The sequence below is a fragment of the Spirochaetales bacterium genome (genome assembly GCA_016930085.1).
GTDB lineage: Bacteria > Spirochaetota > Spirochaetia > SZUA-6 > JAFGRV01 > JAFGHO01.
On the sequence record JAFGHO010000018.1, the window covers coordinates 104,321 to 119,061 of the forward strand.

A 14,741-nucleotide genomic window follows, 5' to 3' on the forward strand; every position below is an offset into this window, starting at 1 on the left:
CTCACATACTCCTGCTGCCATTCTCATACCGCCTTCCCTTCAGGGCTTAAGAATTGATGTTGTCAGCGGCAATACAATAATCGATGTCGTCGTCGTTTTTATCGGAATAATAGTTGTCGTTGAGATCGAAGGGGTGGAGGTCGTCGTTGTTCTGATCCCTATAGTGGTCGTCGTCGAAATCGAAGGGGTGGAGGTCGTCGTCGTGGTTTTTATCGGAATCGTCGTCGTCGTTGTCATCACCGGAATAGTGGTCGTCGTCGTTTTTATCGGAATCGTCGTCGTCGTTGTCATCACCGGAATAGTGGTCGTCGTCGTTTTTATCGGAATAATAGTTGTCGTCGAGATCGAAGGGGTTGAAGTCGTTGTAGTTTTCGACGCAATCGTGGTCGTTGAAATCGACGGGGTGGAGGTCGTCGTTGTTCTGATCCCTATAGTGGTCGTCGTCGAAATCGAAGGGGTGGAAGTGGTTGTCGTGGTCTTTATCGGAAGAGAGGTCGTCGACGTGGTTTTTATCGGAACAGTGGTCGTCGTTGAACGCCGGTATTCGATCGTGTCGTTGAAAGCTTTCGTATTTTCAAGGCGGTCCTTGAACTCCGCGTACACTTTCTTGAGTCCCGGGGTAGAATCAAGGGTCCAGCGTTTTTCATTATCGTATTCTTCCCAATCCGACCATTCCTCTCCTTCGTTTCTGAAACGCATCTCGATCATGCCGCTTCCTCTGTCGGTAATATTCATCGTCAATGTCACACCGGTCGTTGTGGTGGATTTCGCGTCATTATTAATCGTAAATGTTCCGCCCGGGGGCGTGTTGTCGACATATACGGTATATTTCGTCGAATTGACGGCGTTTCCCGCCTTGTCGTATACCCTGGCATAGACGACATAATCGCCGTCGCCGAATTCCTTTCCTTTCGTGTCCCAGGCATAAGAGAACGCGCCGGAAGTCTCCGAAACGGTTCTGTAGGTTTTTTCGATATAAAGTCTGACGAAATTCAGGTTAATATCGCTTGCGCTTCCTGAAACGGTAACGGTACCGTTTGCAAAAACTGTGTTATCCTTGTATGGTATCGACGGCGAGATGGATAGAGAGCCTGTTGTGGGCGGTGTATTGTCCACGGTCACCCAGATAGATAACGGATCCGATTCCTCATTGTCATCATCGATGGCAACGGCTTCGAGGAGATAGAGCGTATCAGCCGCCGTTACCCAGTCGAAGGTATGGGTAAACTTTGTCGAACTTGCCGGCACGATCTGTGTATCGCCCCCATTGACCTCGAACGTGATCGCCTTAAGCGGGACATTCGTAAACGCGGAGCCTGCGGTCACTGTGACATCGACCGTCGTTCCCTTGACGAATCCGCCGTCTTTGGGATTATCGAAAGAAATAACGGGTTTATCGGACTGGGCCACGATAAAACCCTCTTTTGTGACTGTGTTGGTGCCGATCGGTCCGGTTACGGTCAACCGCACCGTATAAACACCCGCTTCGTCGTACACGTGACTCGGGTTCCTGATCGTGGCGCTTCCGCCGTCGCCGAAATCCCATTCCCACGAGGAAACGTCGCCTTTTGATTCGTCTGAAAACATGACGGTGAGGCTTACCGGGCCCATCGTCTTCGATGCCGAAAAATCGGCGGTTATCTTATTTTGCGAATAAACGGCATCCTCGATGGCATCCAGCAACGGGCTGCCGATATCATTACATGAAAGAACGCCGCATAATACGATCGCGAGACATGTCAGCCCCGAAATCGTCCATGTGATTATTCTTCTATCCATAATACTTCCTCCTTAATTTTTGTTATATCCGAAGCCCGTTCGGTCGTGGCGCCCGACATATCGATATAGGCATATCGTTTTGCCAGACCGGAATCGATTTTCCTGAGTTTGTCGTATGTTTTTTTCGCAAGGGCATAATCTTCCATCTGATGATAGGTCCTGGCAACGGAAAGAAGGACCGTCGCGTTCGAGGGTTCTCTTTTCAACGCGCGATCGTAAAACGCCAGGGCCTTGTCCCACTCCTCGTTGAAATAATGGATATTCCCCATATTGACAAGACTCGGGACGTATTCGAGTTCATCCAGCACTTTTGCGAACTCCGCTTCGGCCTTATCCAGCAGCCCGTATTTCGCATAGAGGATCCCCAGCTTATTTCTTTTGACATGGCTTCCACCGGATTTTTTGATATCCTCTTCCAGTTCCGCAACCATGGGGTAGATCTCCCTGTCGATGAACTTGAGCATTTCCTCCTGGAACGAACCCACGATTTTCTCGTCTTCGGGAAGCCGCAGATCCGCGTTCCCCCCCGGCAAGCCGACCGGTTCGTACTGGTTCCACGCCTCATGAAGCGGGTAAAAAGCCGCCTGTTTTTTCTGTTCGTATTCACGCCACTGGCCGGCTCCTTCCTGCCAGGCTTTCAGGAACCCCCCGCTTCGTTCGGTCACCTCGACGGGTATCCATATTTTCCCGAATTTTAAAAGGAGATCCTCGGTATGCGAAAAATGTCTGGATGCGTCCCCTTCGGGGATATCGGTCGAAAATGCCATGAGGATATGTCCCGGCACCGTGATGAAAGCCGTTTCGATTCCCGCCGCTTCAAGAAGCGAGCAGTAAAGGATCGAAAGATCGTCACAATCTCCGGCTTTGTATTCGAGACTCTGTCTGGGAAACTGGAGAAAATCAATCGCTTTACTTTTTTTCGAAAATTCCTTGTACGGTGTCCGCGGATCAACCACATAATGCAAACCGTAGAGATCGAGGGCGTTATGAATCGCCATCGCGGTGCGAAGATTGGCGTTCACCGACCTGCTCCCCCTCTCCCGTACCATGCCGGCAACATTCTTTGCAAGGGCCAGAACCTTCGGGTCCTTGGCCGTCACGAACGCCGCCGCTTTGCGGTCGTCATCCCACGTCATCGCGTTCCGGTCGTACATTCGCAGTGTGGCCGTCTGTACGTCCCTGTACCATTCATCGTTCATGAAATATTCGAGCTGAACCTCCGCCGTCACCTTTGTTCCTTCGGTAATATCCAGAACCTTGTCGGTAAAAAGCGAGAAGAGTTCGATTTCCTTTGATTCTCCGCCCGCGAGTTCGGAGGGCGCCGGGCATTGCTTTGCCGCATCCATATACTGTCTGATTAAAAAGCCCACCTTGATACTCGAAACGGATCCGCCCTCTTTATTCCTGAGTGTCACCTTGCCGACCGGGTGATCGTCGTAATATTTGAAAAAAACGGGAAACACCTCCTGCAGATCGAGTCCGCTTAATTCGATGCCGCGGCCCGGTTCGGGCTTTTTATATCCCTCCAGATATTCCGGGAGAATGGTTGCTGGACCCTGCAGGGATTTTTTCCTTTTATCGAGCCCTGTCAGATAATACGACACACCAAGCGAAACATTCATCTCATGAAGTCTCAGCCCCATAAAATACGCATATGAACCGTTCAGGTACAGATTCAGGGAAGGCGTCACGACATAGGACAGCCCCAACCCGCCGGATGCGAAAAAATTATTGCTGCTTAATTCCATCGCATCGTTGAAAAAACCGTAATAGTATCCCCCCGATCCATATACCTTCGCGGCAAGGCGGGGAAGCAGATAAAAATACATTCCGCCGATCCCCTCGGCCCCGACAAGGGAGACCGACCGTTCAGCCTTGATTGGGGCAAAGTTGTACCGGATTCCCCCGCCGGCAAACAGAACGGGATTTGAGGTAAAACCATACTCGAGTCCGATCAAGGCGGAACCGCCCAAATCGAAATACTCACTGCTTGAACCAATCGGTATTTCAAAAGCGGGGGAAAGGAAGAGAGAGAGTGTGTTCGGGTTCTCTTCCCGGTTATCCGGCGATTTGCCTTCTCTGAGTTGACCGAAACAAAGCGGTGCAAGACACACGACCAGTATAATGCCAATAAAAAGACCTTTTCTTCCCATGATACCATCCTTTATTAATTTATTTATTATATCGTTTTTATTAATTGTCGAGAGAAAGGGTGGAATATAATCCTCTCAATGTGGCGTTAAAAGAAAACGGCGACATGCAGCCTTACAACATCCCTTTCCCCACATACAAAACCCTTTATTGATGAGCGGCTCTATTATATCCTTTTTAATTTGATATGTCAAGAAAAAACGGAACCCCTGATACATGCCCTCTTTTTTTTAACAATATAGCACATCATAAAAGGATTTCAGGTTTTTTTATAAAAAAAATTTTTTCGGGAGGTTTTACCGCTCGAATCTCCCCGGTTTGTTGTATCCGGGTTTTTTCCACAAAGCCCGACAAAAAAACGCCGCTTCCCTCGAGCCCGTTTCACGCCTCACCGGAACAACAATAATAATCGAGGCTTTCGGCAGATATTTCAAAGACATTCACCGCATTTCCCGTCATAAAAACAGGACTTCCGATTCCCTCCCACGCGATGTGCAGGATGCCGCCCGGCAGCCTTACAAAGGCGCTTTTCTTTGCGTACCCATTGACGGCGGCCGCAACAAAACCGGCGCATGCGCCTGTCCCGCAGGCAAGGGTGACACCCGCACCCCGTTCCCAGACATACATGGTAAACTCCTGCGGTGAATCGATCTTGACAAACTCGACATTTGTCTTCGCCGGGAATAGCGAGCTGTTTCCCTCGATTTTTGGACCGAAGTACGCCACATCGCGTTCCGGTGTATCGGTAAAAATTACCGCATGAGGATTGCCCATACTCACAAAAGTGAACCAAAGACCCTCGGCATTTCCCCGAACGGCACCTTCCTCACCGGGTTCGACGGTCACCTGCTGAGGATTGAAAAGTACCGGTTCTCCCATATTTACCTTTACCTGGGCCTCGCGCGCCGAATACCCGATGAGTTCCGGTTTGATCAGACCCGCATCGGTATCCACGGAAAGCGAACCGTCTCTGTCGACAAGTCCCCGGTCCGCCAGGTACTTGGCGAAACACCGGATACCATTTCCGCACATCTCCGCCACGGACCCGTCTGGATTGAAAAACTTCATCCTGAAGGTGGCATCGGGCCTGCGTGAAGGCATCACGGCGATCAGTCCGTCCGCTCCCACGCCATAATGACGGGCGCATAGTTTTTTCACCTGGTCCGGCAGCAGCCTGCCTTCCCGGTCCGTGAGTACGATGAAATCATTGCCGCACCCGTGCATTTTCATGACAGGCTGATCGTTGACGATGTCTTTGATCTTCATATGCTTCCCTCCAGCGGCAATTCGTTTTCCGTTATCTGGTCCAGACGCTGATGCTTTCGTATGAGTTCGAGCCGCCCGTTTTTCCGGAGCAGGACTTCCGGCGCCTGCGGATGGGAATTATAATTATATGGCGACATTGAAGCACAATAGGCACCGCATCCGCCTACAACGACAATATCGCCGATCTCAGGCTTCGACATAAGCCGTGGGACGATATGGCCGTGTTCGTCAAGGCATTGGGAATCGCCGCTTTCACAGCAGCGCCCCACGATGATATGCCGGTCAAAGGCCGGATCGAGATGCTCCAGCGCCTCTTCCCGTGAAAGAAGACTGCCGTTACGTGAAATTATATAAAAAGGATGTCTTGAACCGTAGAGAAGGGGCCGCGCATTCGTTTCCATGCCCCCGTCGGTGACGATAAACCGGAATCCGTCCTCTCCCGTCTGCTTGAAGTCGATCACCCTGGTGACGAGGTACCCGGCACGCGCGATCACATAGGTTCCCGGTTCCACTTCCATACGTAGTTTTCTCCCCGTTCGTCTGCCGAATGCTTCGATCTGTTGTTTCGCGTAGTCTCCCAGCCTCATGATGTCTGCGGGCCTTTCATCCGGCATTCTCGCCTCCCTGAGTCCGCCCCCGAAATTGACTGTGGTCGCGTCCGGGAAATATGTTTCGAGAAAGCCGAGTTCACGGTCGATATTTTCTTTCCACGTGACGGGATCCCCCCCCGACCCGATATGAACATGCACCTCATCGATAACGAGGCCCTTTTCCCGTGCGAAACCGACGGACCGCTCGAGATCGGTAAGATGAATACCGAAACAGGAATACTTGTCCCCCGTGTTTCGCGTCGCCGATTCTCCGGAACCGACTCCCGGATGGACCCGCATGGAAAGTGAAAGGGAATTATTGGCGGCATAATCGGCGACGGCCTCGAGCTGTCTGAAAGAACATATATTATATTTCATGTCTTTCCGCATATATGCCTCGAGTACCAACCGGTCCTCCCCCGAAGGAATTTCCTGTGTCGTCAGCATGATCGAACCGTGAGGAATTCCCGCCATGACCGCCCTTCTCGCCTCATTGAGCGAACTCGCATCGATCAGGAGTCCCTCTCCGGCTATCAGTTGAAGCAGCGCCCTGCTCGAATTGGCCTTCATCGCATAGCGAACACGGAGACCGAACGCCGAGGGCATGGAAAGAAGTTCCCTGCATTTGGAGACAATGACGGCTTCATCGTAGAAGTAGAGGGGTGTTCCGTAATCATCCGCCGCTTTCACGCAATCGGCCGGCGTGATATTGCCTTGAGGGTAAAGAAGGTGTTCGTTCATTGAAGCTTCCTTTCTGAAATTCCGGAAACAGGAAGAAAAAACAGCTTCGCTGTGTTCGGTCCCTCTACTATACAGGAATAAAAAAAAAAAATAAATATGAATTCATCAAAGCTTTACCATTTGCGGGAAGACCGGGGGTCAATCACTTGACAATAACGGCATAACCAATTAAGTATACGTAAAGGTCCATGCGCGGAAAAAGGCGTGCGGCATGAGGGACGACAAACGATGTTAATGAAACGCTACTACTGCGTAAAACAGCATGATATCACGGATTGCGGGGCCGCATGTCTTGCCACGATAACAAAACAATACGGCAGAAAACGTTCGATTGCCGCCATCAGGGAAATTTCCGGAACAGGACGGATGGGGACGACGGCGTACGGCCTTATCGAGGCCGCGCGCCATATCGGATTTAACGCAAAAGGGGTAAGGGGCACAATCGATCAACTCATGACGGAAAAGATTCCCCTTCCGGCCATTGCGCACGTAAAGAAAGGGAATTTCCTCCACTTTGTCGTTATCCACAGAATAAAAAAAAAGACCCTGCTTGTCGCGGATCCGGCCGAAGGCCTTGTCGTTTATTCAAAAGAGGACTTCGACCGATTATGGACGGGTGTTCTTATCCTTCTTATTCCCGATGATTCATTCAGACCCGCTGATGAAAGCAGGGGTATCGCGGGCCGTTTCATCTCGCTTCTGGTTCCTCACAAAAAAATGATCATCGAAATCTTTCTCGCTTCACTGCTATTTACCGTACTGGGGATTCTCGGCGCATTTTATTTTAAATTTCTCATCGACGATATCCTTGTTATCGGACTCGAAAACACATTTCATATCATATCACTGGGAATGGTCATTCTTACGCTTTTCCGTGTGGTACTCAATGGTTTCAGAAAGCATATCCTTCTCTACCTGAGTCAGAAAATAGACATTTCGCTTATTTTCTCCTTTTACCGTCACGTCCTGCGATTGTCACTCCCTTTTTTCGACGCGCGGAAAGTGGGAGAAATTCTCTCGCGCCTCAATGACGCTTCGAGAATCAGGGCGACGATTTCAAGCGCGACCCTTTCGGTCCTCATCGATACACTCATGATCCTTGTCGGAGGCACGGTGCTGTTTCTGCAGAATCGCGCGTTGTTTTTCGTAAGCCTTCTCTTTATCCCGTTTTCGATGCTCATCGTCTGGGTTTTTCTCAAACCTTTCAGAAAAGTAAACAGGACCCAGATGCGTGAAGCCGCGGATACCGAAGCGTATCTCGTCGAATCGCTTTCCGGTATCGCGACGATCAAATCGCTCAACGCGGAAGAGGAAGCCGGTTTTGAAACGGAACGCCGTTTTATACGATACCTCAAGGCCGCGTTTAAAGGAACATGGCTTTCGAATCTGCAATATTCGCTGCAGGAAATCCTTATGCTGACGGGAAGCATCGTTATTCTTTGGGTCGGGGGAATCGAGGTAATGCGCGGAGTCATGAGTCTCGGCCAGCTTATTACCTACAACGCCCTTCTCGCGTATTTCCTCACACCGGTCGGAAATCTTATAAACCTCCAGCCGGCCCTTCAGGAAGCGGGTGTCGCGGCCGAGCGACTCACCGAAATCCTTGATATCCCCCCCGAAGAAAGCGGAGAGAAAAGTCTTATCCGGTGTGAAAGCTTCAACGGAGAGGTCGCCATCTCGAACCTGACATTCAGGTACCCCGCGGGCGAACCGGTCCTTACAGGTATATCGTTTTCCGTAAAAAAGGGTGAAAAAATCGCGATCGTCGGAGAAAGCGGGTCGGGTAAAACGACGATCGCGAAACTGCTTCTCAAATATTATCTCCCTGAAAAAGGCGAGATTACCATTGATTCTTACAATATAAAGGATATTCATACCGAGAATGTTCGGGAGCACATCGGTTATGTTCCGCAGGATGTCTTTCTTTTCAGCGGCACCATTAGGGAAAATATCGAATTCGGAAGAAAAAACGAGCGGTTCGAGCTTATCGTCAAAGCCGCGCAGGCGGCACGCGCGGATGAGTTCATCGACAGGTTTCCCCTTCGTTACGATACACTCGTCGGCGAACGCGGCGCGACGCTTTCAGGGGGGCAAAGGCAAAGAATCGCGCTTGCCCGTGTCATTCTGAAAAACCCGGACATCCTCATCCTGGATGAAGCGACAAGCAGTCTCGATTCCATGACGGAAAAAGCCATTCACGATTCGATCACAACGCTTTTTAAGGGAAAAACAATGATCATCATCGCGCACAGGTTGAGTACGATCTCAAAAAGCGACAGAATATTATTGCTCGATAAAGGCGATATCGTTGAAAGCGGAAATCACATGAACCTCCTTCGGAAAAGGGGCAAATATTACGCGATGTGGAAGGGGCAATCGGATTCCGATAATTATTCGGAAGCGTCTATGACATGAAAGGATACATTCTCGATTTCAAAGACATTACGGACACACGGGAAATATACGAGGCAAACCCTCCACCCTTTATGTCGATTTTCATATACGGCATCCTTTCCATGATCGTTCTTTCGATAACCTGGATGTGGTTCGGTGATATCAATGAAGTGGTACTGGCGGACGGCATCGTGAGAACAAAGGATCCGGTAAGTATCGTGACAAATATTGTCGAAGGGGAAGTAAACGACGTATTCTTTGAGGAAGATATCTTCGTGAACAAAGGGGATACACTGTTTACTCTTGAAACGACGACATATAGAATCGAACGGGAAAGCGTATCGGCCCAACTGAATCGTCTCGAAGCGAGACTCGGAAACCTCAAACTCCTCGAGGAAAGCATCGACAGAAACAAGAATCTTTTCGATGAGGCGAATATAGAATTTCATAACCGCTTCAATGCCTATTCGTACGAACTTGAACTGCTTAATCTCGCCATTGTACAGGCAAAAGCCGCTTATGACCGGCATTCATCCATGCAGCTTATGGTTTCGGAAGCAACGATGGAAGAACTCGAATCACGCCTGAAAGTTGCCGAACTCAATCTGAGAAAATACAAAAGCAGGCACAAAGTCGAAATAAAGGAAGAACGCGACCGGATCGAGTCCGAAATCATTATTCTCACCGAAAAACTCGACAATCTCTCGGAAAAAATCGATCTCTGCAATATCAAGGCGCCGATCAGCGGAAAAGTTCAGGTCGTCACCCATTTTAATCCCGGTGATTACCTGCGCGCCGGAACCGAAATCGCGAGAATCATTCCGGAAACGGACTCGCTTCTCAAAGTGGAACTCATCATTTCCAACAAAGATATCGCAAAAATTGAACGGGGAAGAAAAATACGGTACTCTTTTCTCTCGCTTCCGCAGAACAGGTACGGCTTTGCAGAGGGTGAAGTCATCACGATCGGCAGTGACATTTCAATGAGGCAGACCTCGAAAGATCCCGTGTTTGTCGTCGAGGGAAGCCTCGACACTCCCGAACTCACGGATTCGAACGGCGTTCCCACCGCCATAAAAACCGGCATGATATGCAGCGGGAGAATTATCATCAGACAAAAAAAAATAATCGAATACGTCCTTGAAACACTCAATTTTCTTCCGTGAAATACCGGAAAAAAAAGATTGATTTTTTATATATCTGTGATAGAATGATCATGTATCGCTTATATAATAAAAGGAACGTTTTTCCGAAAAAAATAATGACGGCGATCCGTTTCTGTTTAAATCATTGCAGTAAGGAGAATGGGTATGAAAAAATTTGAAAAGCTTTCCCTGGTCAAAATGCACGATGAGGAATTGAAAAAAGTGATCGGCGGAGCTTCGGCGCTTGAAAGAAACCGCCTGCTGTACGGCATAATTCCCAAGCCGCCCGTGCTGAAATATGGAATCACACCATTGTACGGGATTATCGTCCAGCCGCTGTACGGGATCTCCGTTCCGTTGACGGAAGAAATCCAGGCCGAATAGCAGACAATCGGTATAATCATCGGTCCGGACAAGGACAGACAACCACATTATGGCGTATTCATTAAGTAATGCAGTATGGGAGATAACCTACGCCTGCAACATGCGATGCAAACATTGCGGTTCGAGCTGCGGTGAAAAATATCCTGACGAATTGACAACAGAGGAGGCCCTCGGACTCTGCGATGACCTTGCGGGGCTGGGCCTTCAGATTCTCACGCTTTCAGGGGGCGAGCCCTTTTTAAGAAAAGACTGGTTTCAACTCGCGAAAAGACTTTCCTCTCAAAACGTACTGGTCAACGCGATCTCGAACGGATGGTATATTACGGAGGAACTCATAGACAAGGCGCGGGAAAACGGGCTTGTCAATATCGGAGTCAGTCTCGACGGCTTAAAAGAAACGCATGATTTTATACGGATGAAAGGTTCCTTTGAACGTGTAGTGAATGCGCTCGAAACCATGAGAAGACTCGGTATGTCTTCTGTCGTGTGTACGAGCATCAATAAAAGGAACCTCCCCGAGCTTCCCGAACTATACAAACTCATCAAAGACAAAGGCGTGCAGCGCTGGCAGTTCCAGATCGCTTCGCCGATGGGCAATCTTCTCGAACACATGGAACTGGTCATGGAACCGAAGGAAATCGATGTCCTCATCGATTTTTGCCATACCGTGGCGTGCGAACGCTTCATGGCGGTCGATATTGCCGATGATATCGGGTATTACAATGTCAAACTCAAGGAAATAAGGCAGCAGGAAGAAAACGGCGATAATGAAGTATTTGTCTGGTCGGGATGCAAGGCGGGAAAATGCGTGGCGGGGATACGGGCAAACGGGGATATAACAGGATGTCTCTCCATACGCGACGATAATTTTATCGAAGGAAATGTCCGTTCCATACCGCTCAAAAAACTCTGGACGAGCCCAGGGGCGTTCGCGTGGAACCGGGAGATGACGAAATCTCACCTCAAGGGATTCTGTCGTAAATGCCAGTACGGCGCTTACTGTCTTGGCGGATGCACGGGCGCGAAACTCACCCTGACCGGTTCGCTGTATGAAAACAAATACTGCTCTTTCAGAATCGCGATTGAAAAAGAAGAAAAGAAAATCGGTGAGATCGACGATTTCAATGAACTGATCTCCGGCGCACGCAAAGCGATAGAGGATGAAGAGTATCAGATTGCCGAATTATACCTCTCGCGGGCTCACCGTCTCCGTTTGGATGAACCGGAAATACTCAAAATGCTCGGATTTGTCAATTTCTTTCTCGAAAATTACGAAGAGGCCGAAACGTATAATGAAAAAATCATCGCGATGTATCCTCGGGATGCGTACGCGTACAAGGGACTCGGGCTGTGCCTTGCGAAAACGGGAAGGGTTGAAAAAGGTATCGATTATCTGAAGCAAGCGATATCGCTCGCTTCCGATGATTTCATGGATCCATACTATGATCTTGCCGTCGTTTTGGATGAGAATGACAGAACGAAAGAGGCGGTCGCCTTGCTCGAAGAGGCAAGAGGTAAATCGCAGCCGTTTATCGGTCAATCCGAAGATCTCTATCAATCACTAAAAAGTAAACTCACTCATACAAATTAGGAAGGGTCCGTTTTGTTTTGCCCCGCAAAAATATCCTGGCTGCAGGGCATTCGTCTCATATACATGCCGGATGTCAACCGGACACCTGTTTCATGGCATATTCAAAGGCCTCCTGAAGCATTGCCTGCGGCGGTCGCTTGATAAAACCCTTTTTAATGAGCAGATGAACGGTATCTTGAGCCAATAAAATATCCTTTTTTGCCCTTTCATAGATCTCGTCCCTGCTTTTCGATATTCGCGCGAGACCGTCTTCTACGGCACTCATTGCGACATCCGCCGCTTCATGGGGAAAAACATCGGTTTCATCCATTGCGGCGATGATATTTTCAGGGTGAATACCCCTTTTTTCCGCAAAGGTGGCAAGCGAATTTGCAGCGGCGATCACCATCCTGTCCGATATTTTCGTTGCCCGGATCAAGAGCGCGCCTTTGAGGATTCCGGGAAATCCCAATGCATTGTTGACCTGGTTGGGGAAGTCCCCCCTCCCCGTTGCGACAATAAAAGCGCCGGCTTCCTTTGCCGCGTATGGATAAATTTCAGGGACCGGATTGGCGCAGGCGAACACGATCGGCCGTTCATTCATACGGCCGATCCAATCCCGCTTTACGATATCCGGACCGGGTCTGGAAAGCGCGATCAACACATCTGCGCCCGTCATCGCTTTCTCGATATCGGTAACGCAGGAGGGATTTGTCTTATTACAGAGTTCCCATTTTCTGTCGTCCGGGGAATCCGTTTTCAGGTCATCACGTTTTTTATGGAGGGCGCCCTGTGAATCGAACATAATAATCCGGCCGGGATCCGCTCCGGCTTCGCAGATGATTCGGGCGATGGCCGTATTCGAGGCGCCCGCGCCGATAAAGACGGCTCGCATGCTATTCATCGCTTTTCCGGCAAGCTTGAGCGCGTTAAACAACGCCCCGAGGGTAACGCAGGCCGTTCCCTCGGCATCATCATGCCAGACGGGAATTGAACATCGCTCTTTCAATCTGTCCAGTACCGTATAACAGTTAGGTTGTGAAATATCTTCGAGGTTGATCGCCCCGAAACTCGGTTCCACCATGGAAACAAAATCAATGATCTTTTCAGGATCATGTTCTCCGTCTTTATTTCTGCTGTCGATGCAGAGGGCCGTCGCTTCGAGTCCGCCAAGATATTTCATGAGAAAGGCCTTTCCCTCCATGACACCGAGTCCTCCGGGCGGCGTACAGTCCCCGTCACCGAGTACACATGTGGAATCGCTGACCACCGCCACATGATTTCCTCGTCCGGTCAGCTCGAACGAGGTGTCGTTGTCGTCACGGATCGCGGTCGAAACACCCGATACTCCGGGTGTATACCAGACATTGAACCAGTTGAAACCGAAAACCCCTGCCATCGGAATGGTCTGCATTTTCCCACCGTAAAACCGGTGTGCCAAAAGACTGAGTTTTTTAAGGAAAATCGTTCGTGCACGCGCCGTGATTTCGGGAGAAAGTCTTTCCGAGAAGAGATTGTCGATATTCTGCAATGTTATTTTCACTTTCTTCACTTATATCATACCTCCGTTCGTCTCCGATTCCCGGATACAAACCGCCGCGTTATTTCTCATCACCTCATGCCGCGACACGAACAAAATGCCGCAGGTTAAGAACCCGGACAACTGTCTTCCTTTTTATTATTGCTTAATGAGAGAATGTAGCATAAACTGAACATATGAGCAATAAAATTCAATGGGGAATTATCGCGACGGGTACCATTGCCAACAAGTTCGCCGCCGATTTTTCAAGGGTCGGGGAAGGAGAGTTGGCCGGTATCGGTTCCCGCTTCACCGACAAAGCGAAAAGCTTTGCGAAAAAATACGGTATCAAGCGCTTTTACGGCTCCTACCGGGAACTGGCAGAAGATCCGGCGATCGACGCGATATATATCGCAACACCCAACCACCTCCACCATGATAACACCCTGATGTGTCTCGACGCCGGAAAATCCGTTCTCTGTGAAAAACCCTTTACCCTTAACAAGGATCAGACAGCCCGGTGTATCGATACGGCCGTAAAAAGAAAAGCGTTCCTTATGGAAGCGATGTGGATGAGGTTCAATCCCGCGATCACCCGGTTGATGGAATATCTTTCGAAATCATCAATCGGCGATATCGTCGGTATCCGGGCCGATTTCGGTTTTTCAACACCCTTTGACCCCGCATCGCGTCTTTTTAATCCCGGGTTGGGCGGCGGCGCGCTTCTTGATGTGGGCGTATATACCATTTCACTCGCCGTCATGATTCTGGGAAAACCACTTGAAATCAAAAGCATGGCGGCCATCGGAAAATCGGGAGTCGATGAGGAAAACTCGGTTGTTCTGCGGCATAAAGGCGACAGATTGTCGGTCCTTACATCGGGCTTCCGCGCCAACACATCGCGGGAAGCGGACATCTACGGCACGGAGGGAAACATCAAACTCCATGCCCCATGGCACCGGGCACCGAAGCTTACCCTGTTCAGAAACGAAAGCAGGAAAACAATAATCGTGAGGAAAGACACCTTTGCGGAAAAAAGCCAGGGGCTCAACAATCAGGTAGACCATGTGATCGGCTGTATGAAAAAGGGGTACGGGGAAAGCCCGGTGATGCCCTGGTCGGATTCGCTTCTGGTCATGGAAATAATGGATGAGATCCGCACCCAATGGGGACTCAGATACCCGCAGGAAGCCTGATCGAAA

Annotated in this window: 10 protein-coding genes; 5 read left to right on the plus strand and 5 right to left on the minus strand. The window is 49.7% G+C overall.

Annotation, left to right across the window (positions count from 1 at the left end):
• Window positions 1–39 precede the first annotated feature (39 nt).
• The 4 genes from JW881_03405 to JW881_03420 form a co-directional block, all read right to left on the minus strand.
• Window positions 40–1,779 (minus strand): PKD domain-containing protein, encoded by a 1,740-nt coding sequence (locus JW881_03405; GenBank protein MBN1696541.1) that lies wholly within the window; start codon window positions 1,777–1,779, stop codon window positions 40–42.
• Window positions 1,764–3,932: a hypothetical protein gene (locus JW881_03410; protein ID MBN1696542.1), complete on the minus strand. Its 2,169-nt coding sequence runs from the start codon at window positions 3,930–3,932 to the stop codon at window positions 1,764–1,766. Before JW881_03410 ends, JW881_03405 begins: the two co-directional genes overlap by 16 nt.
• 379 nt (window positions 3,933–4,311) lie before the next feature.
• Window positions 4,312–5,196 carry a diaminopimelate epimerase gene (locus JW881_03415; protein ID MBN1696543.1) on the minus strand — a complete coding sequence of 295 codons (885 nt, stop codon included), beginning with the start codon at window positions 5,194–5,196 and terminating at the stop codon, window positions 4,312–4,314.
• Complete coding sequence (locus JW881_03420) at window positions 5,193–6,527, minus strand: diaminopimelate decarboxylase (GenBank protein ID MBN1696544.1); 1,335 nt, start codon at window positions 6,525–6,527, stop codon at window positions 5,193–5,195. The genes JW881_03415 and JW881_03420 overlap by 4 nt, the downstream gene beginning before the upstream one ends.
• A gap of 234 nt (window positions 6,528–6,761) precedes the next feature.
• Here JW881_03420 and JW881_03425 point away from each other — a divergent pair, with 234 nt between their 5' ends.
• From JW881_03425 to JW881_03440, 4 genes are all read left to right on the plus strand, one after another.
• On the plus strand, window positions 6,762–8,942 hold the full coding sequence (locus tag JW881_03425; protein ID MBN1696545.1) for a peptidase domain-containing ABC transporter: 2,181 nt from the start codon (window positions 6,762–6,764) through the stop codon (window positions 8,940–8,942).
• Window positions 8,939–10,087, plus strand: coding sequence for an HlyD family efflux transporter periplasmic adaptor subunit (locus JW881_03430; GenBank protein ID MBN1696546.1), 1,149 nt, complete (start codon window positions 8,939–8,941; stop codon window positions 10,085–10,087). Before JW881_03425 ends, JW881_03430 begins: the two co-directional genes overlap by 4 nt.
• A 144-nt stretch (window positions 10,088–10,231) precedes the next feature.
• The gene (locus tag JW881_03435) at window positions 10,232–10,450 is read left to right on the plus strand and encodes a hypothetical protein (protein MBN1696547.1); all 219 of its coding nucleotides are present in this window, start codon (window positions 10,232–10,234) and stop codon (window positions 10,448–10,450) included.
• Window positions 10,451–10,499: 49 nt separating this feature from the next.
• Window positions 10,500–12,041, plus strand: coding sequence for a radical SAM protein (locus tag JW881_03440; GenBank protein ID MBN1696548.1), 1,542 nt, complete (start codon window positions 10,500–10,502; stop codon window positions 12,039–12,041).
• Between the two features lie 73 nt (window positions 12,042–12,114).
• On the opposite strand, the gene JW881_03445 is transcribed toward JW881_03440, so the two are convergent.
• Window positions 12,115–13,434, minus strand: coding sequence for an NADP-dependent malic enzyme (locus tag JW881_03445; protein MBN1696549.1), 1,320 nt, complete (start codon window positions 13,432–13,434; stop codon window positions 12,115–12,117).
• 302 nt (window positions 13,435–13,736) lie between these two features.
• Here JW881_03445 and JW881_03450 point away from each other — a divergent pair, with 302 nt between their 5' ends.
• Window positions 13,737–14,735 carry a Gfo/Idh/MocA family oxidoreductase gene (locus tag JW881_03450; protein ID MBN1696550.1) on the plus strand — a complete coding sequence of 333 codons (999 nt, stop codon included), beginning with the start codon at window positions 13,737–13,739 and terminating at the stop codon, window positions 14,733–14,735.
• Window positions 14,736–14,741: the final 6 nt, after the last annotated feature.